22 protein-coding genes, 1 tRNA gene and 1 pseudogene are annotated in these 25,825 nt (G+C 65.3%); 12 read left to right on the forward strand and 12 right to left on the reverse strand.

Features of this window, described 5'->3' with window-relative positions; genetic code table 11:
- Positions 1 to 176: 176 nt before the first annotated feature.
- On the forward strand, positions 177 to 680 hold the full coding sequence (locus OC184_RS09930; RefSeq protein WP_265507046.1) for a catalase: 504 nt from the start codon (positions 177 to 179) through the stop codon (positions 678 to 680).
- A gap of 128 nt (positions 681 to 808) precedes the next feature.
- Here the strand turns inward: OC184_RS09930 and OC184_RS09935 are convergent, their stop codons facing one another.
- On the reverse strand, positions 809 to 1,957 hold the full coding sequence (locus tag OC184_RS09935) for a DUF6456 domain-containing protein (protein WP_378927295.1): 1,149 nt from the start codon (positions 1,955 to 1,957) through the stop codon (positions 809 to 811).
- Positions 1,958 to 2,174: 217 nt separating this feature from the next.
- Here OC184_RS09935 and OC184_RS09940 point away from each other — a divergent pair, with 217 nt between their 5' ends.
- Positions 2,175 to 2,507: a DUF6477 family protein gene (locus OC184_RS09940; protein WP_265507047.1), complete on the forward strand. Its 333-nt coding sequence runs from the start codon at positions 2,175 to 2,177 to the stop codon at positions 2,505 to 2,507.
- A gap of 3 nt (positions 2,508 to 2,510) precedes the next feature.
- Here OC184_RS09940 and OC184_RS09945 read toward each other — a convergent pair whose 3' ends face one another.
- Positions 2,511 to 4,049 carry a helicase HerA-like domain-containing protein gene (locus OC184_RS09945; RefSeq protein ID WP_265507048.1) on the reverse strand — a complete coding sequence of 513 codons (1,539 nt, stop codon included), beginning with the start codon at positions 4,047 to 4,049 and terminating at the stop codon, positions 2,511 to 2,513.
- Positions 4,050 to 4,506: 457 nt separating this feature from the next.
- Here OC184_RS09945 and OC184_RS09950 point away from each other — a divergent pair, with 457 nt between their 5' ends.
- A complete protein-coding gene (locus OC184_RS09950; RefSeq protein ID WP_265507049.1) occupies positions 4,507 to 5,271 on the forward strand; it encodes an invasion associated locus B family protein in 765 nt (254 codons plus the stop codon).
- A 39-nt stretch (positions 5,272 to 5,310) separates the two neighbouring features.
- Here the strand turns inward: OC184_RS09950 and OC184_RS09955 are convergent, their stop codons facing one another.
- The 4 genes from OC184_RS09955 to OC184_RS09970 form a co-directional block, all read right to left on the reverse strand.
- Positions 5,311 to 6,519, reverse strand: coding sequence for a beta-ketoacyl-[acyl-carrier-protein] synthase family protein (locus OC184_RS09955; RefSeq protein WP_265507087.1), 1,209 nt, complete (start codon positions 6,517 to 6,519; stop codon positions 5,311 to 5,313).
- A gap of 80 nt (positions 6,520 to 6,599) precedes the next feature.
- On the reverse strand, positions 6,600 to 6,866 hold the full coding sequence (locus OC184_RS09960) for an acyl carrier protein (protein WP_265507050.1): 267 nt from the start codon (positions 6,864 to 6,866) through the stop codon (positions 6,600 to 6,602).
- A gap of 12 nt (positions 6,867 to 6,878) precedes the next feature.
- A complete protein-coding gene (gene lpxD / locus OC184_RS09965; RefSeq protein ID WP_265507051.1) occupies positions 6,879 to 7,979 on the reverse strand; it encodes a UDP-3-O-(3-hydroxymyristoyl)glucosamine N-acyltransferase in 1,101 nt (366 codons plus the stop codon).
- A 70-nt stretch (positions 7,980 to 8,049) separates the two neighbouring features.
- Positions 8,050 to 9,672 carry a L,D-transpeptidase family protein gene (locus OC184_RS09970; protein ID WP_265507052.1) on the reverse strand — a complete coding sequence of 541 codons (1,623 nt, stop codon included), beginning with the start codon at positions 9,670 to 9,672 and terminating at the stop codon, positions 8,050 to 8,052.
- A 307-nt stretch (positions 9,673 to 9,979) separates the two neighbouring features.
- Between OC184_RS09970 and OC184_RS09975 the strand changes: the two genes are divergently transcribed.
- On the forward strand, positions 9,980 to 10,540 hold the full coding sequence (locus OC184_RS09975; protein WP_265507053.1) for a YcbK family protein: 561 nt from the start codon (positions 9,980 to 9,982) through the stop codon (positions 10,538 to 10,540).
- A gap of 118 nt (positions 10,541 to 10,658) precedes the next feature.
- The gene (locus OC184_RS09980; protein ID WP_265507054.1) at positions 10,659 to 11,249 is read left to right on the forward strand and encodes a TetR/AcrR family transcriptional regulator; all 591 of its coding nucleotides are present in this window, start codon (positions 10,659 to 10,661) and stop codon (positions 11,247 to 11,249) included.
- A 6-nt stretch (positions 11,250 to 11,255) separates the two neighbouring features.
- On the opposite strand, the gene OC184_RS09985 is transcribed toward OC184_RS09980, so the two are convergent.
- Complete coding sequence (locus tag OC184_RS09985) at positions 11,256 to 11,873, reverse strand: TetR family transcriptional regulator C-terminal domain-containing protein (protein ID WP_265507055.1); 618 nt, start codon at positions 11,871 to 11,873, stop codon at positions 11,256 to 11,258.
- Positions 11,874 to 12,016: 143 nt separating this feature from the next.
- On the opposite strand from OC184_RS09985, the gene OC184_RS09990 reads away from it, so the two are divergent.
- The 7 genes from OC184_RS09990 (at position 12,017) to OC184_RS10020 (ending at position 19,843) form a co-directional block, all read left to right on the forward strand.
- On the forward strand, positions 12,017 to 13,342 hold the full coding sequence (locus OC184_RS09990; protein ID WP_265507056.1) for an aspartate aminotransferase family protein: 1,326 nt from the start codon (positions 12,017 to 12,019) through the stop codon (positions 13,340 to 13,342).
- 79 nt (positions 13,343 to 13,421) lie between these two features.
- Positions 13,422 to 14,687 (forward strand): Zn-dependent hydrolase, encoded by a 1,266-nt coding sequence (locus OC184_RS09995; protein ID WP_378927300.1) that lies wholly within the window; start codon positions 13,422 to 13,424, stop codon positions 14,685 to 14,687.
- 60 nt (positions 14,688 to 14,747) lie between these two features.
- Positions 14,748 to 16,199, forward strand: a complete 1,452-nt coding sequence (hydA, locus tag OC184_RS10000) for a dihydropyrimidinase (RefSeq protein ID WP_265507057.1) — start codon at positions 14,748 to 14,750, stop codon at positions 16,197 to 16,199.
- A gap of 1 nt (position 16,200) precedes the next feature.
- Positions 16,201 to 17,001 (forward strand): ABC transporter ATP-binding protein, encoded by an 801-nt coding sequence (locus OC184_RS10005; RefSeq protein WP_265507058.1) that lies wholly within the window; start codon positions 16,201 to 16,203, stop codon positions 16,999 to 17,001.
- Positions 16,994 to 17,896: an ABC transporter permease gene (locus OC184_RS10010; RefSeq protein ID WP_265507059.1), complete on the forward strand. Its 903-nt coding sequence runs from the start codon at positions 16,994 to 16,996 to the stop codon at positions 17,894 to 17,896. The genes OC184_RS10005 and OC184_RS10010 overlap by 8 nt, the downstream gene beginning before the upstream one ends.
- Positions 17,897 to 18,033: 137 nt before the next feature.
- Positions 18,034 to 18,825 (forward strand): ABC transporter permease, encoded by a 792-nt coding sequence (locus tag OC184_RS10015; RefSeq protein ID WP_265507089.1) that lies wholly within the window; start codon positions 18,034 to 18,036, stop codon positions 18,823 to 18,825.
- Between the two features lie 34 nt (positions 18,826 to 18,859).
- Positions 18,860 to 19,843, forward strand: coding sequence for an ABC transporter substrate-binding protein (locus tag OC184_RS10020; RefSeq protein WP_265507060.1), 984 nt, complete (start codon positions 18,860 to 18,862; stop codon positions 19,841 to 19,843).
- Positions 19,844 to 19,859: 16 nt separating this feature from the next.
- On the opposite strand, the gene OC184_RS10025 is transcribed toward OC184_RS10020, so the two are convergent.
- The 5 genes and pseudogenes from OC184_RS10025 to OC184_RS20475 all read right to left on the reverse strand — a co-directional run bounded on the left by OC184_RS10025 (position 19,860) and on the right by OC184_RS20475 (position 25,661).
- On the reverse strand, positions 19,860 to 22,973 hold the full coding sequence (locus OC184_RS10025; RefSeq protein WP_265507061.1) for an efflux RND transporter permease subunit: 3,114 nt from the start codon (positions 22,971 to 22,973) through the stop codon (positions 19,860 to 19,862).
- Positions 22,974 to 22,980: 7 nt separating this feature from the next.
- On the reverse strand, positions 22,981 to 24,162 hold the full coding sequence (locus tag OC184_RS10030) for an efflux RND transporter periplasmic adaptor subunit (RefSeq protein ID WP_265507062.1): 1,182 nt from the start codon (positions 24,160 to 24,162) through the stop codon (positions 22,981 to 22,983).
- A gap of 130 nt (positions 24,163 to 24,292) precedes the next feature.
- Positions 24,293 to 24,367, reverse strand: a tRNA-Val gene (locus OC184_RS10035).
- A gap of 70 nt (positions 24,368 to 24,437) precedes the next feature.
- Positions 24,438 to 25,013: a histidine phosphatase family protein gene (locus tag OC184_RS10040; protein WP_265507063.1), complete on the reverse strand. Its 576-nt coding sequence runs from the start codon at positions 25,011 to 25,013 to the stop codon at positions 24,438 to 24,440.
- A 21-nt stretch (positions 25,014 to 25,034) separates the two neighbouring features.
- A pseudogene (locus OC184_RS20475) lies at positions 25,035 to 25,661 on the reverse strand (ATP-binding protein).
- Between the last annotated feature and the right edge of the window lie 164 nt (positions 25,662 to 25,825).

Genomic DNA, 25,825 nt, shown 5'->3' on the forward strand with positions numbered 1-25,825 from the left:
TCAACGGCTTCTACAACCCGCGGCGCCGACACTCTGCATTGGGCTGGAAATCACCCGTGGCCTTCCAAAACAAGGCCGCCTAACATGAGCACGAGACCGGAACGGAACCGGGACAGGTCCAGACCAAGGTCTGGCCGCATTCGGACTACCCGCTGATCGAGGTGGGCGAGTTCGTCTTGAACCGCAACGCTGACAACTACTTCGCCCAGATCGAGCAGGCAGCCTTCAGCCCCTCGAACAAGGTGCGCGGGATCGGCTATTCGCCCGACAAGATGCTGCAGGCCCGTGTCTTCAGCTATGCCGATGCGCATCGCTATCGGCTCGGCACGCGTTATGAGCATCTGCCGGTGAACGCGCCGAAATGCCCGGTGCATCACTATCACAAGAACGGGAAAATGAACTTCTTCGGCCACCAGTCCGGCAGCCAGAACGCCTATTACGAGCCGAACAGCTTCGGCGGCGCCGTCGAGGATCCGTCCTTCGCCGAATCTCCGCTGAAGATTGCGGGCGAGGCCGGACGTCATCCGCATCAGCAGCAGATCGACGACTATGCCCAGCCCCGCGCGCTGCACGACAAGGTACTGTCCGAGGACGAGCGCGGTCGGCTCTACAAGAACCTCGCTGCGGCAATGCAGGGGGGCGGACGAGGCAGTTGTTGCGCGTGCGCTGGAGCATTTTGACCGCATCAGCCCGGCCTATGGCGCAGGCATCCGTGCCGCACGCGTCGAACTGGCCGCAGAGCAGCGTCACGCGGCCGAAAGACCGACTGGTCCGGGGCGCGCCCAATTCACGCGCGCCCCGACAATCTTCACCCGATCAGCGGTGAGCCCTTTCCGTAGGTCTCGGCATAGTGCCGTTCCAGCCGCATCAGCGCCAGCCGCAGCACGATCTTGCCCGAGCGCGCCGACCAGCCCAAACGCCGTTCCGTCAGCTCGATCCCCTCAAGGAAACAGCACACCCTCAGCACGATGTCGCCCATACCGGGCCCCAGCTCACGCAATGCAACGGCGACCCGGTCGCGCGCGGATTCGGATCCCCCTCGATAACCTGATCCGCCGCGGGACACATTGATCCCGGCGGTCATAAACCCATCCCAGTTCTGCGTCACGCGCGGGCCCATCTGGGCCAATTCGAAATCCTCTCGCAGCCGTTCGGCAGCCGAAACCATGCCGGCGGTCAAAAAGGCGTCGCCCGTGTGATCGCGCCGGCGGGCCAGCACCAGAAGCGGGCTTTCCGCAATGTTGATCCGCGTGCGCCGACGCTGCCCGTCCTCGGGGTCCTCGATGACCCGTTCTTCCCAGATCCGATGTCTGTCGGCGTGGTCCACACCTGAATGATCGAAGGACGCCGCAGCTTCGGCCATGCCTTCCTGAACCGTCACCGGCTGGGCGTCGGCAAAGGCCTCCGGCCCCATGTACTTGCCGCGCTGGCGGGACGACCGCAACATGCCGCGCAGCGCTTCGCGACCGGCAGGCGCGATCAGATACCGCTGCAGCCGCCCACCTTCGCCCGTCTGAACCACCCAGCCCTTCAGCGCCATTGCTTCGGCCAATGCCCGGTCGAGGACGGCGGTACGGATGTCGTCGCGCGTGACGATGGCCTTCTCCATCCCCAAGGCCGAGGCCATCACCGCACCCGGCTCGGCCAGGCGACGCAGCACGCGGAGCGCCTGCCGCTCATCCATCGCCGCCCGGGCCGGCATCGCCTCAATGGCGCTGTCGACCAGGGGGTCATCCCGCTTTGCCTCGAACCTGCGGATGCGCCGCAGGATGGTCGAGGCGTGGCAGCCCGCCTCTCGCGCCAGGGCACGGATCGTCACGCCTTGTTCGACATGGCGCAGATACAGCTGTGCATCCTGCGTCATCTCGTCAGGGCCGACCACAATGGTTCGTTGCTCCTGCGAACGATGCTCCGCGATGGCCGTGTCTATGGCGAAGTCACCGGTCAATATCGTCATGTCAGGTCCCTTGTCGTCCTTGGGCAGTCCGGCATGCAACCACCCTGGGTTGAATTTTTTCCCTGTTGGTTAACAGGAAGTTTCTGCACATAGCCGCAACATTCCCTAACAATTCCTAAAGAATCCTTCCCACGGCGCGCGGTGCGTCAGGGGTTTCGGCAACACATCCTAAGGTTGTGTGAAGCTGGCCACGTAGCGCATCACCGAGGATCGGCCCATGACCACAGCTTCTAACGTCATCATCTTTCGCCCGCGTCCGACCAATCAGGTCCTGCGCCGACCCGGCACACTGATCCGGGCGGCCCGCGAAGGGCAGAAGGGCTGGAAACGCAGCCGGGATCTGGCCCGGCTGCTGCGCACGGATCAGGCTCCGTCACCCGCCGCCGCGCTGGCCCGCCTGCGGGTCGAGGAAGACATCCAGAACGAGCTTCGCCTGACGCGCGCCGCCGAGTACGACGTCCGGCGTCACGTCCTGCTGATGGTGGCGATCCTTGCCGAGATGAGGGCCGCCGTCGACGCGGCGCCGCTGCCAACGGTCCAGGCGGTCTGACTGCTATCGCTTTCGCAGCAGCGATCCGAGCACTCCTCTGACAAGCGCCTTGCCGGTCCTGGTTCCCAATTGCCGGGCAAGGCTCTTGCCGAAAGTCTCGACGATTCCATCGGATCGAGAGGTTCGGGCCCTTTTGGCTGGCGCATCATCCTGAGAGTCCTGTCGCTGCCGCGGCTGTTCAGGCATGCGGAACAGGTCTTCCACGGCCTTGTCGTTCGCCGCTTCGGCCGCGCGCCGCGCCAGCATCTCATGCGCCGAGTCGCGGTCGACGGTCTTGCCGTATTTCAGCGCCAGCGGTGACTGGTTGACGATGTCGCGCCGAAGTTCGGACCCGATCGGTCCCAGCTGGCTGAACGGAGGCCTGATCAACGTCCGCTGCGCCACACCGGGCGCCCCCTTACCGTCCAGAAGTGACGTCACCGCCTCGCCGGTGCCGACCTGCTGGATGGCCTCGGCCACATTGAAGTCAGGGTTCGGGCGATAGTTGTCAGCCGCCTGGCGCAGCGCCTTCTGGTCCTTGGCCGTGAAGGCGCGCAGCGCATGCTGAACCCGGTTGCCCAGTTGTCCCAGGACGGCATCCGGAATATCGGCCGGGCTCTGGCTGACAAACCAGATGCTGACCCCCTTGGAGCGGATCAACCGGGCCACCTGCTCGACCTTGTCGACAAGCGCCTTCGGGGCATCGTCGAACAGCAAGTGCGCCTCGTCAAAAAAGAACGCCAGCCGCGGCTTGTCGGGGTCACCGATCTCCGGCAGCTGCTCGAACAGCTCCGACAAAAGCCACAGCAGGAATGTTGCATATAGCCGCGGAGAGTTCATCAAGCGGTCGGCGGATAGGATGCTGATCACGCCCCGACCGTCCGGCGCCTGGCGAATGATGTCCGAAAGTTCCAGCGCAGGTTCGCCGAACAACCGGTCGCCCCCTTCGTTGTCCAGGACCAGAAGCGCCCTCTGGATCGCACCGACGCTGGCGGCACTGACGTTGCCGTAGCGCAGCGAAAGGTTCGAGGCGTTCTGCCCGACCCAGAGCATCATGGACTGCAGGTCCTTCAGATCCAGAAGCGGCAGCCCCTCCTCGTCGGCGATGCGGAAGGCGATGTTCATGACGCCTTCCTGCACGTCCGTCAGGTCCAGAAGACGTGACAGAAGCAACGGCCCCATTTCAGAAACAGTGGCGCGGACGGGATGTCCGTTCTCGGCCCAGACATCCCAGAAGGCGACCGGGAAGGCACGATACTCCAGATCCAGCCCAATCTTCTGCGCGCGATCCAGGAAGGCCGCATGTAGCTTGCCTTCTGCGGAACCGGCCACGGCCATGCCCGCCAGATCACTTTTGACGTCGGACATGAACACGGGAACGCCGGCCATCGACAGGCTTTCGGCAAGGGTCTGCAATGTGACGGTCTTGCCGGTACCGGTCGCACCGGCGATCAGCCCGTGGCGGTTGGCCTGGCGCAACAAAAGCAGTTCGCGCACCGCATGATCAGCGCCTGCACCACCGACGAATACGGTTCCCGCCTCGGGGTCCATAACAGGGGACATGGTCATCCTTTCATGCCGATCCAGCGCAACATACGCTCTGACAAGACAATCTTAACCCTTGCATGGCAAGTTCAGCTTGTCCGGATCGGGCGACCTGTTCGGACCTTCCTCCCTGTTGGACTGCCGCGCCTTGCAAGGGCGCGGCATTTTTTTCGGTTCTCACAACGCCGCAAGCCCTGTTGACGGATCATGTCCACGGGACTAGCTTGCGACGCAATGATGACCGGCCAGTCCGGCAGGGAGCCTGAGTTAAAGAGGCCGCGGTTCACGCCGCGGCCTTTTCCTTTGTGAAGACGCAGCGGCCCCTGTTCTGGTTCCATCGCGTATCCGGCAGAGCATGCGCGGGACACGGCCGGGTCAAGGCAAGGTGACCCCTGCCGGGTTGCGCAAGCACTGACAACGGCTGAAGGCCGTGATAGATCGACCCCAATGCGTTGAGCAAAAGGAAGAATAATCTATGTCGATCAAGTCCTCGCATGCAGTGCTGGCAGCGCTGGCGCTGATGGCCGCGCCAGCATTCGCGCAAGAAGCCGCGACGCCGATGGAAAGCCCGACCGGTGGTCAGCCCGCCGAAGCCGCACCTGCGGACACGAATGCCGCCCCGGCCGAAACGACCGCGACCGATGCCGCCGGTGCGACAACGCCTGCAGCCGAAGCTGAGGGCGAAGACACCGCCGATGCTGCCGCCCCGGCCGAAAATGCCGATCAGACCGGCAGCTACTACCTCAAGTCCGAGCATGGCGACTGGGCCATCCGCTGCATCCGTGCCGGCCAGGGCAAGGATCCCTGCGAGCTCTACAAGCTGCTGACTGATGATGACGACAGCCCGGTCGCGGAACTGACGCTGATTCCTTTGGCCAATGGCGAAGTCGCGGCCGGTGCGACCCTTGTCGCGCCGCTCGAGACCGACCTGATCGCGGGCTTGGGCTTCCAGGTCGACAACGGCGAGCGGCGCGGCTATCCGTTCAGCTTCTGCGCACCCGTCGGCTGTATCGCGCGGCTCGGATTTACCGAACAGGAGTTGACCGGGATGAAGCGCGGCGCGACCGCCTCGGTTGAGCTGCTGCCCTTCGGTGGCGACCGCGAAAACCCGGTGGACCTCGACTTTTCGCTGAGCGGCTTCACCGCCGCGTTTGACGAACTGGCGGCCTATGCGGCAGCTCCTGCGGCGGAAGCCGAAGATGCCACCCCGGCCGAAACGGAATCCGCGCCCGCCGAGTAACCGGCACCCGAACCGCGCCGACCGGCGCGGTTCACTCCTTCACGCGCGACGCAGGGCGATCACTGCGTTCAAACCGCCGAACGCAAAGGCGTTCGACAGGACGGCTGCGATGCGGACCTCGCGCGCCTCGTTCGGGACCACGTCCAGCGCGCATTCCGGGTCAGGCTCTTGATAGCCGATCGTCGGCGCGATGATGCCGTCGCGCAGCGCCATGATGCAGGCCAGAAGCTCGACCGCGCCCGTCCCGCCGATCAGGTGGCCGTGCATGGACTTGGTTGAACTGATCATCAGCCGGTCCGCGTGGTGCCCAAAGGCATGGGCGACGGCGGCGCATTCGGTCTTGTCATTCGCCGCCGTGCCGGTCCCATGGGCATTGATATAGCCGATCTCGTCGCGATCCAGTGCGGCATCGACCATCGCCCCCGTAATGGCACGCTCGGCGCCCTGAGCCGAGGGCATGACGATGTCCTGCGCGTCCGAGGACATGGCGAAGCCCACGACCTCTGCCAGAATGTCGGCACCGCGCGCACGGGCACGTTCGTATTCCTCGAAGACGAAGACGCCCGCCCCCTCGCCCTGGACCATGCCGTTGCGATTGGCGCTGAAGGGGCGGCAGGCGTCCTTGGACATGACGCGCAACCCCTCCCATGCCTTGACGCCGCCGAAGCACAGCATCGCCTCGGACCCGCCGGTCAGCATGACGTCCGCCCCGCCCGAGCGGACCATCTGGAACGCCAGTCCCATCGCGTGATTCGAACTTGCGCAGGCGGTCGCCACGGTGAAGGCGGGCCCACGCAGGCCGAACTCCATGCTGACATGGCTGGCGGCGGCGTTGTTCATCAGCTTGGGGACCACGAAGGGGTGGACGCGGTTCTTCCCTTCCTCATAGACGGCGCGATAGTTTTCGTCCCAGGTATTCAGCCCGCCCCCGGCCGTACCCAGCACCACGCCCGATCGCAGGCCGAGCGCGCCCTCGAAGTTCAGGCCGGACTGCGCCACCGCCTGCTTGGCCGCCAGAAGGGTGAACTGCGTGAACTTGTCATAGAGCAGGATCTGCTGACGGTTGAAGTAGGTCTCGGGTGTCCAGTTATGAACCTGCGCGCCGATCTGGATCGACAGCCGGTCCACGTCGCGGAAATCAAGCTGCGTGATGCCGCAGCGCCCTTCGCGAAACGCCTCGAGGGTCGAGGCGACGTCGTGGCCGAGCGCGTTGATCGTGCCCGCCCCGGTGATGACCACTCGGCGCAGGCCGTGACGCGCGCCGCGGTTGCTGCCAGGCGCGATCGCTGGCGCCACCGCATCGGCCTTGTCTGCCGGTCCTTCAGGGCTCATGCGGCCTTGTCCGCCACCAGCCGTTCGACCGCCGCGATGATGGTGCCCATGTTCGAGATGTCGAAGTCCGATTTCTCGGGCTCGTTCGCGTTGAAGGGGATCGAGATGTCGAAGGCCTCCTCAATGGCGAAAATCGCCTCGACCAGCCCCAGGCTGTCGATCCCAAGATCCTCGGGGGATGACGTGTCCGTCACCTGTTCCGGTTCCAGCATGGCCTGTTCGGCGATGATCGCCCGAATCCGCTCTCTGATCATTTCTGTCATGTCGCCTCCTGTTCAGCCCTTTTCCAACAGGCGTGTAACGGTTTCCTGAAGCTTGGACAGCTGTTGCGCGAAACGCGGCAGCCGGCGCATGGCCTTCTGGATCTCCAGCTGCGTCTCTATCTTGACGGCCGGATTGCCAAGGATGACGCGGCCCGCCGGAACGCGGGTGAAGATCTTCGCGGCCCCGCCCGCGATCACGTCGTCGCCAATCGAGATGTTGTCGGACACGCCGACCTTCCCCGCCAGCACCACCCGGTCACCTACGGTCGACGATCCCGCGATCCCCACCTGGCTGCACAGCAGGCAGTCCTTGCCGACGCTGACATTGTGGCCCAGCATCACGAGGTTGTCGATCTTGGTCCCCGATCCTACACGCGTCGCCCGGATCGTGCCCCTGTCAATGGTGGCATTCGCCCCGATCTCGACATCGTCGCCCAGCTCGACCGTCCCAAGCGAGTGGATGCGCGTCCAGTGCTGCTGGCGGATGTCGGCACGGGCGCCCAGGGTCCGGCGGATCTCCTCTATGCCTGATTCTTCGGGGGTAACGAATGAAAAGCCGTCGCCGCCGATCACCGCTCCGGGCTGGATGATCAGCCGGTCGCCTGCGACCACGTCATGGCCGATGCGGGCGCCTGGATGGATCAGGGCGTCATCGCCGATGCGGGCATTGCGGCCGATGCTGACATGGGCACCGACCCGCGCGCGCGGGCCCAGGACCACGCCGGCGCCGATGACGACGAAGGGGCCGATGGCGGCATCTGCGCCGATGCTGGCGGATGCGTCGATCACGGCCGTCGGATGAATGCCGGGCACGATATCGGGTCCGCGATCGAAGGCACGTGTCAGGCCGGCCATGACCAGCCTGGGGCGGGGTGCAAAGATGGCAGCCGCCAGACCATAGGACTCGGGCTCCATCCCCTCGGCCAGGATGGCGATGCAGCCGGGCGTAAGCGCCTCGGCGTATTTGGGTGACATGGCCAGGGCCAGCTGCCCCGCTCCGGACTCGACCGGCGCCGTCGAGGACGGCTCACCTGCCCCGGTGACCCGGATCCCCGTGTCGCCCCACGCCTGTGCCCCGAGCGACGCGGCGAGTTCTGCTATCGTGACGGCCATACTGTCCCCTTTCCGGCAAGGGATTAGCCTGTTTGGCGGTCCCGTTCCAGCGAAAGGCGCAGGCGTTCCCTCACAAGCCCTGGCGCGGAAGATCGACCCCGGCATCCTGCAGCGCCTGCCACACCCGCGCGTCACGGCCATACACGTCGGCAAAGAACCTGACGCGGCCCGACGCGTCAGGCCAAGCGGTGAAGTACACCAAGTGGACTGGCACCGGCGGCTGCAGCTTCAGCCAGGTTTCGCGACCACTGTCGAGGGCGCGCCGGAACATCGCTGCGGGATCGTCCGTCTGCCGCGACAGCAGGGCCTGCGCCAGGTCGACCGGGTCGCCGATGCGGATGCACCCATTCGATTCTGCCCGCACCCGGTTGCCGAACAAATGCTTGCTGGGCGTGTCGTGAAGATAGATGTTCCAGCGGTTCGGGAAGATGAACTTCACGACCCCCAAGGCATTGTCGCCGCTTGGCTTCTGGCGCAGTCGGTACGGGAAGTTTGCCGCCGTATAGCGCGAGAAATCCACCGCGTCGCGGGACAGGACCCGCCCGGATCCGTCCACGACATCCAGATGGGCCACGGCATTCCTGTTGTCCTGCAGCTTCGGCAGATAGTCCCTGACGGTGATTGACCGCGGCACGTTCCAGCTGGGATTGACGACCAGATGGGACATCATCTCGGAGAATTCGGGCGTGCGCATGTCCGAGATGTTGCGGCCCATGACGCTGCGCGTACGAAAGACCTCGGCCCCCTGGTCGACGATGATAGTCGAAAATTCCGGGATGTTGACCCAGACGTGGCGTGTCCCCAGGTCTGTCCCTGCCATCCAGCGCATCCGTTCCAGTGCGATGAGGATGGCGCGCTGCCGGTCATCCTGCCCGCTGGCCGCATCGCCGTTCAGCATCCCGATCGTGCGAGGACCGGCAACCCCGTCATCCGGCAGTCCCGCCGCCCGCTGATACTCTGCCACGGCATCGGAAAGCGCGGTGTCATACAGTGTCGGGTCGTCAGACACGGTACGAAAGCCGATGGCGGCAAGGCGGTCGCGCAGCGGCACGACACCGTCGCCGCGCATGCCTGAACGCCACACGGCCTCCGGCGCCTTGGGAAGGTCCGCGGGCACCGCAAGCTCGGCCGGACCGGACAATGCCTCCTGCAACGCCAGATAGGCAGGATGGCGAGGCGCCGCCTGCCGAAGGATCGAAGCCGGATCGGCGGCAATCTGGAACCGGTCGAGCAGCGCCGGAATTGAGGGCCGCTGCGGGGCGCGCTTGATCTCGGGATCGGCGCTAGCCGGGGTCAGGATGCCGCCGCTGAGATCACGAAGCAGCCGAGCGGCCTGTCGGCCGTAGGCAATCTCGTCCTGCAACGACTCTGCTACTTGCGGCAGACGGTCTGGCCGATAGCGTTCGGACGGGATACCGTGGCGCGGCGCCTCGGCGATGACATTGCGCAGCGCTTCGCGGCGCGCCGCGCCTCCGGCGCCCAGAAAGATCGGCTGCAGGCCGTTGCCGCCGTAGAAGGCGGCAAGATCGGCATCGCCCGCGACCATTTGTGCAAGCGCCATCTGCGACGGGGTAAAGCGCAACTTCGGCGCGATCGCCGCGCTTACGGAAGCGACACCGTCCTGTGCAACGACCGCAACCGGCACGCCCAGCATCAGCGTCAGCGTAACCACCAAGCCTGCCAGCCGCTTCATCGCCATCCTCCTGCGCATCTTCTACCGATGTTCCATATTTTCCCCACGCCGGCCATGCGGCAAGTCGTTGATCCGCTGCAATGAACCGTGCGTGTTGCAGTTCCGGCACATCGGCGGACCCATCCGCAACAGCGCAACCTATCGGCGAAATCCTGCCTAGATAAGGACGACTGCTGCGGTCAAGGCCAGAATCCGCTTCGCTGCGCACCGAGATTTGACATATTGTTAAGTGGTCGGGGATAAACCACGACAAGCCGTGCGGGACCGTGCAGGCTGAAAAAAACGAAGCAGGACAGGCGATCTGAACATGACAATGGACCTCATCTCCCGTCGCGGCATCTTGGGTGTGTTCGCGGCGACCAGCGTTGCGGCCGCTCCGGTGATGGCGAATGCCTTCGGTTTTCTGCGCGGTGCCGGCGACATGCGGCGCGTCCGCATGTATTCCGGGCGCACGGGTGAAAGCTTGGACACCGTCTATTGGGTAGACGGCAAATACATCCGCGAGGCGCTGAACGAGATCAACGTCTTCATGCGCGACTGGCGCACGGGCGAAGTGATCGGCATCGACCCCCGCACGATCGATGTCGCGGCGGCTTCCTCTCGGCTGCTGCAGACGAACGAACCCTACATGATGCTGTCGGGCTATCGCTCGCCCCGGACCAACGCGATGCTGCGGCGGACCTCCAGCGGGGTCGCCAAGAACTCTCTGCACATGACGGGCAAGGCGGCGGACCTGCGGCTGAAATCCCGCTCAGTCGGGCAGATGTACCAGGCCGCGGTGGCCTGTCGCGCGGGCGGCGTCGGCCGTTACAGCCGCTCTAACTTCGTGCACATGGATTGCGGTCCGGTCCGCACCTGGGGCAGCTGACACGCGCCCAACCGGCTTTTTGAAAAGCGCCTTCTGCATCGCAGATGGCGTTTTTGCCGTTTTAACAGCGGCTTCAACAGGCTATACGGGGATACATGCATCACGAAATTGAGCCTTCATGAGCGTTCTCCAATCGCGCCGCCACCGGACCGCAAAGAAGATCCAGGTTGCGGCCGTCGCACTAGCCGTCCGCGACGGGCTTGCCAACGTCACGACTGAAGCGATCGCACGGCACGCCGGAATTAGCACCCGCACCTTCTTCAATTACTATCCCTACAAGGAAGCGGCCCTGATGGGTCCGCCGCCCGATTATCCCGCCGAGGCATCAGAAGCCTTCGTGGCGGGCAAGGGCCGCCTAATCGACGATCTGGGCATTCTTATCAAGGCCCATCTGTCGCGGTATTTGGACGAGCGTGAGATGATCGGCCAGATGCTGGCGCTGTCGGACAGCGACGCTAAGCTTGAGGCGCTGCGGAATAGCGCAATGCTGGCGCGCCGCGCCCAAATGCGCACCCTGCTGCATCGGCGGATGCCCGGCTCCGACGAACGCGTGATCGAGATCCTGGCGGCCGCCATCATCGCGGCGACGAATGCTGCGACGAAGGACTGGGCGGCCGGCAGGCGGATGGATTTTGTCGCCGCCGCGCATGAGAACCTGCGGCTGATCCTTGTCGCCGCCGAGATGCTGGACAAGCCGACCGGCGGCTGAGCGCCCTCAGGGCGCCAGCAGCTTGCGGTATAGATCGTCCAGAAACACCAAACCCTCCTGGTAGGGATCATGCCCCGGCCCCAAGACTGCCCGGACCTGGATCTCGAAGTCGGCGTAGTGCTGGGTCATCGCCCAGATCGAGAAGATCAGGTGGCGCGGCTCCACACTGGCAAGGCGGCCATCACGCATCCATCCTTCCAGCACCTCGACGGTGCGGTCGACGATCTCGCGCAGGCCGCCGCCCAGAACCTCGGTCAGGTGCGGGGCGCCCTGCAGGATTTCATAGGCGAACAGCCTGCTTTCGCGGGGAAAGTCACGCGACATCTGCAGCTTGGCCTGGACGTAGCGCAGGATCTCGGCCAGTGGATCGCCCCTGGGATCGATCTGCTGCATCGGCGCCAGCCACATGTCCAGCAGCGTCGTCAACAGCGCCTTGTGGATCTCATCCTTCGATCCGAAATAGTAAAGCACGTTGGGCTTCGACATCTGCGCGGCACGGGCGATCTGGTCAATGGTGGCGCCGCGAAAACCGTTGGTCGAAAACGCCTCCAGCGCGGCCTGCAGGATCAGGTCGCGATTCTTCTGCTGGATCCGCGTCATCACGGGCGGCGCCGCATCTGTCATCCGAAAGCCACCTTTCCTCGTGATCCGAAATTGGGCAGAGTTGCCGCCTGCGCTGGCCGATGCGTCTGAACGCTTGACTGACCCATGACCCGTGCTAGCGTGATCCTGACCGTTTGGTCAATATTCTGCGAGGTTCCCAACCCATGCCGCTCGACCGCAAGCCCGCCCCCAACGATCTTCGCGCCTTCTGGATGCCGTTCACGGCCAACCGCCAGTTCAAGTCGGCGCCGCGGATGCTGGTCGCGTCCAAGGACATGCACTACACCTCGGCCGACGGACGCCAGATCCTGGACGGCACAGCGGGCTTGTGGTGCTGCAACGCCGGCCATTGCCGGCCGCGCATCACCGAAGCGGTCCAGTCTCAGGTCGGAGAGCTGGACTATGCCCCTGCCTTCCAGATGGGCCATCCGCTGGCGTTCGAGTTGGCGAACCGCATCGTCGACATCGCGCCCGAAGGGATGGAGCATGTCTTCTACTGCAACTCCGGTTCGGAAGCCGTTGATACGGCGCTGAAGATCGCGCTGGCCTATCACCGCGCCCGCGGCGACGGTGCCCGCACAAGGCTGATCGGCCGCGAGCGTGGCTATCATGGTGTGGGCTTCGGCGGGATCTCGGTGGGGGGGATTGTCAACAATCGGCGGCATTTCGGTACACTGCTGGCGGGCGTCGACCACCTGCCCCACACCCACCTGCCGGAGAACCGGATGACGAAGGGCCAGCCGGAGCATGGCGCGCATCTGGCGGACGAACTCGAGCGTCTGGTCGCGCTCCACGGAGCCGAGACCATCGCCGCCGTCATCGTCGAGCCGATGGCCGGATCCACCGGCGTCCTGATGCCGCCGAAAGGGTACCTGCAGCGCCTGCGCGAAATCACCAGGAAGCACGGCATCCTTTTGATCTTCGACGAAGTCATCACCGGCTTCGGCCGTCTTGGCAGCCCCTTCGCCGCCCAGCATTTCGGCGTGGTGCCGGACATGATCACCTGCGCCAAGGGCTTGACCAACGGCGTGATCCCAATGGGCGCGGTCCTGGCGACGGCCGAGATCCACGACGCCTTTATGCAGGGGCCTGAACACCTGATCGAGCTGTTCCACGGCTACACCTATTCGGGCAACCCGATCAGCTGCACCGCTGCCATCGCGACTCTGGACACCTATCAGGAAGAAGGTCTTCTGACCCGCGCTGCCAGTCTTGAAACCTATTGGCAAGAGGCGCTTCACGCGTTGCGCGACCATCCGAACGTGGTCGACATCCGCAATATGGGCCTGATCGGGGCGGTCGAACTGGCCTCGATCGACGGTCAGCCGGGCAAGCGCGCCTTCGACATCTTCGTCAAGGCGTTCGAGGCCGGCATCCTGATCCGCGTAACCGGCGACATCATCGCAATGTCGCCGCCCCTGATCATCAGCGAGGCGCAGATCGACCATCTGATCGGCACCCTCGGCGACGTGCTGAAGTCGGCCGCCTGAGCGGCGATCCTTCGGACGACAAGACCCATTCAAGCCGACCCCGCGACAGAACGGGGCGGCCAGACAGGAAGGACACTGAATGAGCGACGAGAGCGCGTTGATGTCGGCTGCCAACATGAAGGTCGACGGCGACCGGCTGTGGGACAGCCTGATGGAGATGGCCGCGATCGGCCCCGGCGTCGCGGGTGGCAATAACCGCCAGACACTGACCGATGCCGATGCGGAAGGCCGCGCGCTGTTCCGCCGCTGGTGCGAAGAGGCAGGCATGACCATGGGGCTCGACCGGATGGGCAACATGTTCATGCGGCACGAAGGTGTCGAGCCCGACCTTGATCCCGTCTATATCGGCAGCCACTTGGACACCCAGCCCACCGGTGGAAAATATGACGGCGTCCTTGGGGTCCTGGCGGGGCTCGAGGTGATCCGCTCGATCCGTGACATGGGGTTACGGACAAGGCGCCCGATCGTGGTGGCCAACTGGACAAACGAGGAAGGCACACGCTTTGCGCCCGCCATGTTGGCATCTGGCGTCTTTGCGGGGGTGCTGACGGAAGACTATGCCAACAGCCGGACCGATGCCGACGGCAAGCGTTTCGGCGACGAATTGGACCGCATCGGCTGGCGCGGGGACGAGGTTCCCGGCGATCGTAAGATCCACGCCATGTTCGAATACCACATCGAACAGGGTCCGATCCTCGAAGCCGAGGGCAAGCAGATCGGCGTCGTGACCCATGGCCAGGGGCTTTGGTGGCTGCAGGTGACGCTGACCGGAAAGGATGCGCATACCGGCAGCACGCCGATGAACATGCGCGTCAACGCGGGCCTTGGCATGGCCCGGATCATCGAGGCGGTGGATTGCATCGCGATGAACCACCAGCCGAACGCGGTGGGCGCCGTGGGGCAGGCCAATGTCTGGCCGAACAGCCGCAACGTGATCCCGGGCCGCGCCGTCTTCACCATCGACTTCCGGTCGCCGGACCTGGAGAAGCTGACCTCGATGCGGTCGAGATTGAAGACGGAAGCCGCTGACATCGCAGCGGAACTTGGGCTGGGCATTGAGATTGAGCCGGTCGGGCACTTTGATCCAGTGACGTTTGACGAAGCTTTGGTAACCAAGGTGCGCCAAGCGGCCGAGCAGCTGGGCTATAGCCACATGAACATCGTGTCCGGCGCCGGCCATGACGCCTGCTGGATCGCCAAGGTCGCGCCGACGGTGATGATCATGTGTCCCTGCGTGGACGGCCTGTCCCACAATGAGGCCGAGGAAATTACCTCGGACTGGGCGCGCGCCGGATGCGACGTGCTGCTGCACGCGGTGCTTGAGACGGCGGAACTTGTCCGCTGAGGGACTGGGGGCGTCGCCTCCGAACTTCAAGAAATTCGACCACTAGGAAAGAGGGCAGCCATGGGCACAGTGATCAGGGGCGGAACGATCGTCACGGCGGACCTGAGCTATCAGGCGGACGTGCTGATCGAGGATGGCAGGATCGCGGCGATCGGTCGGGGCCTTGTCGGCTACGAGGTGCTGGACGCATCGGGATGCCTGGTCATGCCGGGCGGTATCGATCCGCACACGCACCTGGAGATGCCCTTCATGGGCACCTATTCGGCCGACGACTTCGAAAGCGGCACGCGGGCGGCGCTGGCGGGCGGGACGACGATGGTGGTGGACTTCGCCCTGCCCTCGCCCGGCCAAGGGCTGCTGGACGCGCTGCAGATGTGGGACAACAAGTCGGGACGCGCGCACTGCGACTACAGCTATCACATGGCAGTGACCTGGTGGGGCGAACAGGTCTTCGAAGAAATGCCAGCGGTCGTCGATCGTGGCATCACCAGCTTCAAGCACTTCATGGCCTACAAGGGCGCCCTGATGGTGAATGACGACGAGTTGTTCGCCAGCTTCCGTCGGGTTGGCGACCTGGGAGGCATCGCAATGGTCCACGCTGAAAACGGCGATGTCGTGGCCGAACTGTCGGCGCGGCTGCTGGCCGAGGGGAATACGGGACCCGAAGCGCATGCCTATTCCCGCCCGCCCCAGGTCGAGGGCGAGGCCACCAACCGCGCCATCATGGTGGCTGACATGGCGGGCGTGCCGCTCTATGTCGTGCATGTCAGCTGCGAGGACAGCCACGAAGCGATCCGCCGCGCCCGCCAACAGGGCAAGCGCGTCTGGGGAGAGCCGCTGATCCAGCACCTGACGCTGGATGAGGGCGAATACTTCAACCAGGATTGGGACCACGCCGCGCGGCGCGTCATGTCGCCGCCGTTCCGCAACAAGATGCACCAGGACAGCCTCTGGGCAGGCCTGCAGTCGGGCAGCCTGTCGGTGGTCGCCACCGACCACTGCGCCTTCACGACGGACCAGAAGCGGACCGGCATCGGCGACTTCACCAAGATCCCGAACGGCACCGGAGGCCTCGAGGATCGGATGCCGATGCTGTGGACGCATGGCGTCGGCACCGGACGTCTGACGCCCAACGAATTCGTGGCCGTGACCTCGACCAACATCGCGAAGATCCTTGGGATGTATCCGAAAAAGGGCGCGGTGCTGGTCGGCAGCGACGCCGATCTTGTGGTCTGGGACCCTCAGGCCGAAAAGACGATCACGGCCGGGGCGCAGCAGTCGGCCATCGACTATAACGTGTTCGAGGGGCAGAAGGTGAAGGGCCTGCCGCGTTTCACCCTGACCCGCGGCGTCGTCGCCGTGACCGAGGGGAAGATCGACAGCCGCGAGGGCCACGGAGAGTTCGTCGCCCGAGAGCCGCGCGGCACAGTCAACCGCGCGCTGTCCGAATGGAAGAACCTGACCGCCCCGCGGCCCGTGCAGCGCAGCGGCATTCCGACCAGTGGGGTCTGACTTGCCTGCAGCGACACAGGTCACCGGTGCGCCGGTCATCCAGGCCGAACGCGTCGGCCTGACCTTCCAGACGGCCGATGGGCCGGTGCATGCGCTGAAGGACGTTGACCTCGCGATCAGGGCGGGTGAATTCGTCAGTTTCATCGGCCCCTCGGGCTGCGGCAAGACCACGTTTCTTCGCTCGGTCGCCGCGCTGGAAACGCCGACGGCGGGGACGCTGCGCGTGAACGGAGTTGATCCGGATGCGGCGCGCCGGGCGCGGGCCTATGGCTATGTCTTCCAGGCGCCGGGTCTTTATCCTTGGCGGACCATTGCGGGAAACATCTCTCTGCCCTTGGAGATCATGGGGTTCTCGAAGTCCGACCGGGAGGAGCGGATCGCCCGCGTCCTGGACCTGGTGGAGTTGTCGGGCTTTGGCGGCAAATTTCCCTGGCAGCTATCGGGTGGCATGCAGCAACGCGCCAGCATCGCCCGCGCCCTGGCCTTCGATGCCGACATCCTGCTGATGGATGAGCCCTTCGGCGCCCTGGATGAGATCGTCCGCGACCGGCTGAACGAGGCGCTGTTGGCGCTGTGGCGCAAGACCGGGAAGACCATCGGCTTTGTCACGCACTCGATCCCCGAGGCTGTGTATCTTTCCACCAAGATCGTGGTGATGTCGCCGCGTCCCGGCCGGATCACGCGGGTGATCGACAGCCCGCTGCCGCCCGACCGCCCGCTGGACATCCGCGACACGCCCGAGTTCATCGCCCTGGCCCACGAAGTCCGCGAGGGGCTGAGAGAGGGGCACGCCGTTGACTGACGCCGCAACCCCCCGATCCCGCTGGCCCGGAACCGGCAACCTGCTGCCGGTCCTGACGGTGATCCTGGCCATCGTCGCGCTGTGGTATCTGGCGGCGGTCTGGATGAATGCCACGTGGGAGCGTGACCAGACCGCCCGCGCCGGGGTCGAGCTTGCCTTGCCCGACCTGATCACCCTGACGCTGACGCAGGACCGGCCGGTGCTGCCGGCGCCTCACCAGGTGGCGCAGGGGTTGTGGGAGGGGCTGGCAGGTCAGCCCGTCACCTCGCGCCGCAGCCTCGTCTGGCATGCATGGGTGACGCTGTCGGCGACACTTGCGGGCTTTGCCATCGGCACGGGGGCCGGCATCCTGCTTGCCGTCGGCATCGTCCACAGCCGCAGCATGGACCAGTCGGTCATGCCCTGGGCTGTGGCCAGCCAGACCGTCCCTATCCTTGCGATTGCGCCGATGGTCATCGTGGTGCTGGCCAGCGCCGGCATCACCGGGCTGCTGCCCAAGGCGATCATCGCGGCGTGGCTGTCATTTTTTCCGGTGCTGGTCGGCATGGTCAAGGGGCTGCGGACGCCCGACGCTATGCAGCTGGACCTGATGCGGTCGTGGAGCGCCAGCCGACCACAGGTCTTGGCCCGCCTGCGCCTGCCGTCCTCGCTGCCCTATCTGTTCGCCAGCCTCAAGGTCGCCATCGCGGCGGCACTAGTCGGGACCATTGTGGGCGAACTTCCGGCGGGGGCGACGGCGGGGCTTGGGGCGCGGTTGCTGTCTGGAAGCTACTATGGGCAGACGGTGCAGATCTGGGCGGCGCTGTTTACCGCGGCCTTCCTCGCGGCCGGCCTGGTCGCGCTGGTCAGCCTGATCGAGCGGCGCGTGCTGGCACGGATGGGGTTGGCGGGATGAACGGGCAGAAGGTGGCGCGGACCTATTTCTTTCTCCAGAACCTTCAGTTCGTGGCGGGCATCGTCATCGCCTTGGTCGCCGCACAATGGCTGGCCCCCAAGGCCGCACCGCTGGTCGCGCTGTGGCTTCTGGCCTGGATGATGAACGCCTGGCTGGCCGGGTTCGACACGCGCCTGACGCGCACCCTGGTGCCCCTGATCTTCGGCGCCACCATCATCGCCCTGTGGGAGATGATCGTCAGGACCTATGCGGTGCCTCCGGTCATCCTGCCGGCGCCCAGCCAGATCGCGGCAAGCTTTGCCGCCAACGGCGCGATCCTCTGGACCGACTTCGTGCAGACCATCCTGCGCGGTGCGCTGACCGGCTGGCTGATCGGCGCCGCCGCCGCGATCCTGACGGCCATTGCCATCGACCGCAGCCCGTTCCTGCAGCGCGGGCTGCTGCCCATCGGCAACTTCGTCGCCGCCCTGCCCATCGTCGGCATCGCCCCCATTCTGGTCATGTGGTTCGGCTTCGACTGGCAGTCGAAGGCTGCCGTGGTTGTGGTGATGGTGTTCTTCCCGATCCTCGTGAACATGGTGGCGGGCCTCAGGGCGACGGATGCGATGCAGCGCGACCTGATGGCAAGCTGGGCCGCCCCCTATGGCGCCAGCCTGTGGAAGCTGCGGCTGCCGGCGGCGATGCCGTTCCTGTTCAACGGGCTGAAGATCACCACGACGCTGGCGCTGATCGGCGCCATCGTGGCCGAGTTCTTCGGCAGTCCGACGCGGGGCATGGGGTTCCGCATCTCGACCGCCGTGGGCAGGCTGGACCTGCCCTTGGTCTGGGCAGAGATCGTCGTGGCGGCCATAGCCGGGACGCTGTTCTATGGACTTGTGGCGCTGATCGAAAAGAAGGTGACGTTCTGGCACCCGTCGCAGCGCAACTGACCGGGGCCGTGCCCCACCAACAGGAGAGTGACGAATGGAAAGACTGATGATCGGCGCCGCCACCCTTGCGCTTCTGTCCGGCGCCGCACAGGCCGGAGAGCTGACGCTGCAGCTGAAATGGGTGACCCAGGCCCAGTTCGCCGGATACTACGTGGCGCAGGAAAAAGGCTTCTACGAAGAAGAGGGCGTCGACGTCACGATCCTGCCGGGCGGTCCGGACATCGCGCCGACCCAGGTGCTGGCGGGCGGCGGGGCCGACGTCATCGTCGAATGGATGCCTGCCGCGCTGGCCGCCCGCGAAAAGGGCCTGCCGCTGGTCAACATCGCGCAGCCGTTCAAGTCGTCTGGCATGATGCTGACCTGCCTGAAGGAAACCGGGATCGAGAACCCGGAGACGGACTTCGCGGGCAAGACGCTCGGCGTGTGGTTCGCCGGGAACGAATATCCGTTCCTGTCCTGGATGAACACGCTCGGTCTCTCGACCGAGGGCGGACCCGAGGGCGTCACGGTGCTGAAGCAGGGCTTCAACGTCGATCCGCTGCTGCAGAAGCAGGCAGCCTGCATCAGCACGATGACCTACAATGAATACGGCCAGGTGCTGGATGCGGGGCTGACGCCGGAAGACCTCGTGACCTTCAAGTACGAGGATCAGGGCGTGGCGACGCTGGAAGACGGGCTCTATGTGCTGGAAAGCACGCTGGAGGACGAGCAGAAGGTTGAAGATCTGGCCGCCTTCGTCCGCGCCAGCATGAAGGGCTGGCAATACGCCGCCGAGCACCCCGAGGAAGCTGCCGAGATCGTGCTGGAGAACGACGAGACTGGCGCCCAGACCATCGAGCACCAGACCCGCATGATGACCGAGATCGCGAAGCTGCTGGAGGGGTCAAACGGCACGCTGGAGGAGGCGGACTATCAGCGGACGGTGGACATCCTGCTGTCTGGCGGATCGGACCCGGTAATCAATGCCGCGCCGGAAGGGGCCTGGGTGTCCACCATCACCGACCGCGCCTTCGACTGACCGATCGCGCGGCCCGTCATTCGGCGGGCTGCGCCACCCTTTGCCGCTTGTCGGCGCGACGCAACCGCCGCCGCCCATCCCAGGCCAGAAGCGTCGGCGTCAGCAGCAGCGTGACGACCGTAGCGACCACCAGACCGCCCGCAATGCCAGTAGACAGCTGGATCCAGAACTGCCCCGACGGCGCGCCGAAGAACAGGTCGCGCCCGACAAAGTCGATGGTCATGCCCATCACCATCGGCAGCAGGCCGATCACCGTGGTCGACGCCGTCAGGATCACTGGCCGGAAACGCTCGGCAGCCGCGCGGCGGGCGGCGCGGTCGGGGTCCAAGCCGGCGGCGCGGTGTTCGTTATAGGCGTCGATCAGCACGATGTTATTGTTCACGACCACGCCCGCCAGCGCCATGATGCCGATCCCGCTCATGACGATCGAGAACGCCTCTTGCCGGATCATCAGGCCCAGGAAGACTCCGGCGATCGAGAAGATGATCGCGGTCAGGACCAGGAACGCCTGGTAGAAGCTGTTCATCTGGATCAGCAGGATCGTGAACATCAGGAAGATGGCGGCCACGAAGGCGCCCATCAGGAAGGTCATCGCCTCCTCCTGGTCCTCGATCTCGCCGCCGAACTCGATTTCGACGCCGTCGGGAAGATCGGCCTGGGCAATGGCCGCGTCGATGCGGTCCAGCTCGGCCTGAAGGGTCGTGCCGGGGGCGAGGTCAGCGGTCAGGGTCTGCGTCTCGCGCCCGCCGATGCGGGTGATCGCCGCCGGTGCGGGCGCGGGCACGATCTGCACCACGTTCGAGATGGGAACCTGCAGCCCTGACTGCGTCGTCACCCGCAGTGACGCGAGATTCTCGAGGTTCCGCTGCTCGGCCGGATAGCGCAGGACGATGTCGACCTCGTCCTCGGCAAAGTCCGGCAAATAGGTGCCCAAGACGACGCCGTTGGTCAAAAGCTGCACGGCGGTGCCGATCGTGTTCATGTCGACGCCGTAACGGGCGGCCTCCTCGCGATCGACCACTAGTCGGATCTCGGGGTTCGGGCGGGGCGTGTCGTTGACGATGTCGACGAAGCTGCCCTGCTCCTCCATCAGCCGCTCGACCGTGGTGGCCGCCTGCTGAAGTGCGGGGCGCGTGTCGGCCGACACCTCGATTTGAACGGGGCGCGAGGCGGCGGGTCCCGATGCCGCCGCCTCAACCTGGATGCCGATGCCCGGCACCTCGCTGGCGGCGGCGCGCATCTTCTCGATCAGCTCGGGCGAGCGGATTCGGGTGCGCCAGTCGGTGAACTCGACCTGGATCTGGCCAATGACATCGCTGGACAGGCTGGACCGCACTCGTTCCTCGACCGAGCCGATGGTGCGGGCGTAAAGCCGCTCGATCCCTTCAAAGCCCAACAGGCGGTTCTCGACCAGGCGGACCAGCTGGTCGCTTTCCTGCACCGACAGGTTGCCGTTCGCCGTGATCTGGACCTGCGCGCGTTCGGCATCGGTCTCGGGAAAGAAATCCACCCCGCGGCCCAGCTGCCCATAGGCATAGAAGACGATCAGGATTCCCAGGATCGCCAGCCCCAAGGTCGTGCCGGGCCGCCTGATCGTCCAGCCGGAAAACCGGTTCATGAAGGACGGAACGTCACCGTCGTCCTCTTCCGGCGACAGGTCCTGCCCACCGCCCAGCATGGTTCCTGTGACGGGGACGAAGATCAGCGCCATCAGCAACGACATCGACAGCGTGGCGATCATCGTCGCCGGAAGATAGAACATGAACTGTCCCGCCAGCCCCGGCCAGAACAGCAGCGGGAAGAACACCGCCAGCGTCGTGGCGGTCGAGGCGATGATCGGCCAGGCCATCCGCTGCGCCGCCATGCGGAAGGCGGTGCGCTTGGACTTGCCCTGCGCGATCAGTCGTTCGCCCAGCTCGACCACGACGATGGCGCCGTCGACCAGCATGCCGACCACCAGGATCAGCGCGAAAAGGACGATCACGTTCAGCGTGAAGCCAAGCGCCCAGATGATCAGGATGCCGCCCAGGAAAGATCCCGGAATGGCGACCGCCACCAGCAGCGACGCCCGGACGCCCAAAAACAGCACGGTTACCAGCATGACCAGCACCACGGCGGCGATGACATTGTTCTGCAGGTCGGACAGAAGGTCGCGCATCTCCTCGGACTGGTCGTTCATGAAGACCACGTCGACCTGGTCGGGCCAGTCGATGCGCGCCTCTTCGACGATGTCGCGGACCGCCTCGACCGTGTCGATGATGTTGGCGCCTGCCGACTTGCGCACGTCGATGGCCAGCGCCGGCTGGCCGTCGATGCGGGCGAAGCTGATCGGGTCCTCGAAAGTCTGGCGCACCTGGGCCAGGTCGCGGACACGCAGCACCGTCGGCCCGTCGACCAGAACGGGGATGGACAGGACCTCGTCCAGCTGCACGACTGTGCCGGGAATCGACACGCCAATGCGCCCTGCCCCGGAGTCGAATGACCCAACCGCGATCAGCTGGTTGTTGGCCTGCACCGCCTGCGTCAGCTGGGTGGGCGAGATGCCATAGGTCTCCATCAGCAGCGGGTCGATCAGGATCTCGAGTTGGTCCTCGCGCTCGCCCGTCAGGTCGGCCTGCAGGACGCCGCTGACGGTCTCGATCTCGTCGCTCAGGTCGCGGCCGAGGCGGATCAGATCGCGCTCGGGGACCTGGCCGGACAGGGCGACGGTCAGGATCGGAAAGGTCGACATGTCGATTTCGCGCACGAAGGGACCGTCGGCCTCGGGCGGAATGTCGGGTTCAGCGTCGTCGACGGCATCCTTGACCGACTGCAGCGCGCTGTCCTGGTCGAAGCCCGGCTCGAATTCCAGCGTGACGGATGCGAAGCCTTCGCTGGCGACCGTCTCCATCCGGCGCAGCCCTTCCAGGGCATTGACCTGCCGCTCGATCGGCTCGGCCAACAGGGTTGCCGCGTCCTCGGCGCTGACGCCGCTATAGGTGACGTTGACGATGAAAATCGGAATATCGACCTCGGGCATCGACTCCTTGGGGATCGTGACATAGGCCAGCGCCCCCGACATGATCAGCGCCACCATCGTCAGAACGATGGTGCGAGCGCGGGAGAATGCGGCGGCGATCAACGCGTCCATCGTGACTTCACTCGATCTGAGGCGAGGCGATTTCGCCGGCATTGGCCGCGCCAAGAAGCGCCGCGGCGCTGTCAGGATCGGGGATGTCGGAACCTCGGGGCGCGTCGCCCAGCACACCGCGATATGTCTCGGGCGTCTCACTGATGCGGGCTTTCTGGCCATCCTGCAGCGCACCCTGCGAGATCGTCACGATCTGCGCCTCGGGCGGAAGGCCTGTCACCCACAGCGCCTCGGCCTTGGCCTGGACGATCTCGACTGGCTGGAAGCGCAGCGTCTCGCCATCCTCGGCGACGGTAAAGACGCCGATCCGCCCCGCGTCGTCCAGCCGGATCAGCGCCGGAGAGATGCGGTGCGCGTTCACCTCGTCCATCGGCAAGGCGATCTCGGCGCTGAGGCCGGCGGGGATTGCCTCGTCCGGGTTCGCGATCTCCAGTTCGACCTTGAAGGTCCGCGTCTCGGCGGTGGCGACTGGTGCGATGAAAGTGACCTCGGCCTCGGCTTCTCGGCCGCCCTGGAAGATCACTTGCGCCCTCTGGCCCAGATGAACCGAGGAGATCTCGTTCTGGCGCACTTCGACCTCGGCGATCAGCGGGTCGATGTTGACGATCTCCAGAACCTCTCCGCCCGGCTGCACGAAACTGCCGATCTCGGCGATCACGTCGCTGACCGTGCCGGTGATCGGCGCCATCAGCAGGGTATTCTGCAGTTCCAGCTCCGCGGCGCGGACGCCGGCGCGCGCGGCCTCTAGCGCGGCGAAGCGCTCCTGCAGTTCGGCCTCGGAGGTGACGCCACGCTCCTGCAACTGGCGTGCCGCTTCATAATCGCGCTCGGCCGAACGCAACTCGGCCTCGGCCCGCGCCACCGAGGCTTCCCGGTCATCGGCCGACAGGCGGGCCAGCTGTTCGCCCGCCTCGACCTCGACGCCCTGGCGCACGACTTCTTCGACGATGCCCCCGGTTCGCGCGCGCAGGATCGAGGTCTGGTTAGGTACGATGTTGCCGAACAGCACCGTCCGCGGCCGGATCACCTCGGCCTCGGCCAGGCTTGCCGCAACCTCCGGGACCTGGACTTCAATCGGCTCGGCCTGTTCGGGCGGCTGCCGGTTCAGCATGCCGCCGCCGATCCAGAACGCGAGGAAGCCCAGGATCGCAAGGAACACGAGCGTCGAAGAAGAGAGAATACGCGACATTACCAATCCAAGTTTACATGGGACGGCAGATGTCCCGCCGCGCCGGGCGTGCCTCGCGGGACGCGCCGCCGTTGCCTGATAGTTGGGAAGCGCAGCCTTCCGGGTCAACCGAGAAGCCGGCGAAAGCCGATGGTGGCCCGTGAGAGATTCGAACTCCCGACCGGCCCGGTGTAAACGGGACGCTCTACCACTGAGCTAACGGGCCATGTCTCGGGCGTCACCCGGACGGCTGCATAGAACAGCGGAGGCGCGAAAATGGCAAGCCGAAATCGGGATCAGCGCGGGTCTTCGTGATGCCGCAGCACCGCGCACGCGCCACCGCTGATCCGGTAGACCACCCCTTGCCGCATATCGCCCTCGGCAAGCCGCTCGCGGGACTGGCCAAGCGCCAGCAGCCGCAGCATTCGCAGCGTGATCCCATGCGTCACGATCAGCGCAGGCCCGTCGAGCCGTTCCAGGAAGCCGCGGCAGCGCCGCTCGAGCGCGTGCAGGCCCTCGCCGCCAGGGCAGCGGTCGTACCAGGACAGCGGCGGCCCCTCGAAGGCGGCAGGTGCCTCGCGGCGCAGGTCGTCCAGCAGGCGCCCGGCGAAGCTGCCGATGCCGACCTCCGAAAGATCCGCATCCAGCGCGAAGCCCTGCCCTCCGAAGACCCTGCGGGCGGTCTCGATGGCGCGGCCCTGTGGGCTGGAGAAGCGCTCGCTCAGGCAGCCACACACAAGGTCCGCCTGCCATCCCGCCTGCCGTTTGCCCAGTGCGGTCAGGGGCGCATCCAGCCCACCATGCAGCCGCCCGTCGCGGTTCCACACCGTTTCACCATGCCGCATCAGCCACAGGTCGGGAAAATCTGGCATCGTTCCAGCACACTCTCGGGATCATTCCCATGGTCGGGGCGATCTGTCTGATTTCCCCCTGGCTTGTCCAGAGCCTCGGTGACCGGTTGTAGCGTCCGGACGTGCTCCGCCAGAAGGCTGCGTTCCCGTGTCCAGCGATATCAGGAAATGATCTCCTTGCGGCAGTAAGACCCTTTCTGTGTGATGGGTAATGGCAGGGTGCGCCGGAGCGGCCTTTTGCAGAAGGCGGCTCCGGCGCTTCTCGGGCAACCGGTAGCTCTTGCCTTGGATGGTGATGACGTGGCTGTGGTGGAACATCCGGTCGAGGATCACAGTGGCGACGACTGCGTTGCCGAAGATGCCGCCCCATTTGCCGATAGACCTGTTCGAGGTGACGAACAGTGCGCGGCGTTTATGACGGCGCCTGACGGTCTGGAAGAAGAGATGTGTCGCATCCGCAGATAGCCAACTTCGTCAATAATGAGCAGCTTCGGCTTGGCGAAATGCACCGGCTTCTCCTCCGGCCTCCCCTCGGCATGCGCCTTGGCCAAGGTGGCGCCCAACGTCATGGCCGGGACGAAGAGCACGGTATCCCGCCACGATCACCTCCCGGCCGATTGCGACAGCGAGGCGGGTCTTGCCCACTTCGGTAGGGCTCAGCAGCAGCACGGCCTCGCTGTTCGCGATGAAGCGTCAGGTGGCAAGGTCACGCACTTGCCCCTTGTCGACCGAGGGCTGAGCCTCAAAGTCGAAACCGGAGAGGTCCCGTCTCGAAGGCTATCACCAGGCTTCTTCCGCCGCAGCTTCGTATACACTGACCGGCCGCAGAAGTT

The sequence above is a fragment of the Paracoccus rhizosphaerae genome, from assembly GCF_026162645.1.
Classification (GTDB): Bacteria; Pseudomonadota; Alphaproteobacteria; order Rhodobacterales; family Rhodobacteraceae; genus Paracoccus; species Paracoccus rhizosphaerae.

Bases quoted from the DNA above. Each gene is read 5' to 3' on its own strand.
- OC184_RS09935 (WP_378927295.1), bottom strand. From the start codon at position 1,957: ATGACGATATTGACCGGTGACTTCGCCATAGACACGGCCATCGCGGAG.
- OC184_RS09940 (WP_265507047.1), top strand. From the start codon at position 2,175: ATGACCACAGCTTCTAACGTCATCATCTTTCGCCCGCGTCCGACCAAT.
- OC184_RS09945 (WP_265507048.1), bottom strand. From the start codon at position 4,049: ATGTCCCCTGTTATGGACCCCGAGGCGGGAACCGTATTCGTCGGTGGT.
- OC184_RS09950 (WP_265507049.1), top strand. From the start codon at position 4,507: ATGTCGATCAAGTCCTCGCATGCAGTGCTGGCAGCGCTGGCGCTGATG.
- OC184_RS09960 (WP_265507050.1), bottom strand. From the start codon at position 6,866: ATGACAGAAATGATCAGAGAGCGGATTCGGGCGATCATCGCCGAACAG.
- lpxD (WP_265507051.1), bottom strand. From the start codon at position 7,979: ATGGCCGTCACGATAGCAGAACTCGCCGCGTCGCTCGGGGCACAGGCG.
- OC184_RS09970 (WP_265507052.1), bottom strand. From the start codon at position 9,672: ATGAAGCGGCTGGCAGGCTTGGTGGTTACGCTGACGCTGATGCTGGGC.
- OC184_RS09975 (WP_265507053.1), top strand. From the start codon at position 9,980: ATGACAATGGACCTCATCTCCCGTCGCGGCATCTTGGGTGTGTTCGCG.
- OC184_RS09980 (WP_265507054.1), top strand. From the start codon at position 10,659: ATGAGCGTTCTCCAATCGCGCCGCCACCGGACCGCAAAGAAGATCCAG.
- OC184_RS09985 (WP_265507055.1), bottom strand. From the start codon at position 11,873: ATGACAGATGCGGCGCCGCCCGTGATGACGCGGATCCAGCAGAAGAAT.
- OC184_RS09990 (WP_265507056.1), top strand. From the start codon at position 12,017: ATGCCGCTCGACCGCAAGCCCGCCCCCAACGATCTTCGCGCCTTCTGG.
- OC184_RS09995 (WP_378927300.1), top strand. From the start codon at position 13,422: ATGAGCGACGAGAGCGCGTTGATGTCGGCTGCCAACATGAAGGTCGAC.
- hydA (WP_265507057.1), top strand. From the start codon at position 14,748: ATGGGCACAGTGATCAGGGGCGGAACGATCGTCACGGCGGACCTGAGC.
- OC184_RS10015 (WP_265507089.1), top strand. From the start codon at position 18,034: ATGATGAACGCCTGGCTGGCCGGGTTCGACACGCGCCTGACGCGCACC.
- OC184_RS10020 (WP_265507060.1), top strand. From the start codon at position 18,860: ATGGAAAGACTGATGATCGGCGCCGCCACCCTTGCGCTTCTGTCCGGC.
- OC184_RS10025 (WP_265507061.1), bottom strand. From the start codon at position 22,973: ATGGACGCGTTGATCGCCGCCGCATTCTCCCGCGCTCGCACCATCGTT.
- OC184_RS10030 (WP_265507062.1), bottom strand. From the start codon at position 24,162: ATGTCGCGTATTCTCTCTTCTTCGACGCTCGTGTTCCTTGCGATCCTG.
- OC184_RS10040 (WP_265507063.1), bottom strand. From the start codon at position 25,013: ATGCCAGATTTTCCCGACCTGTGGCTGATGCGGCATGGTGAAACGGTG.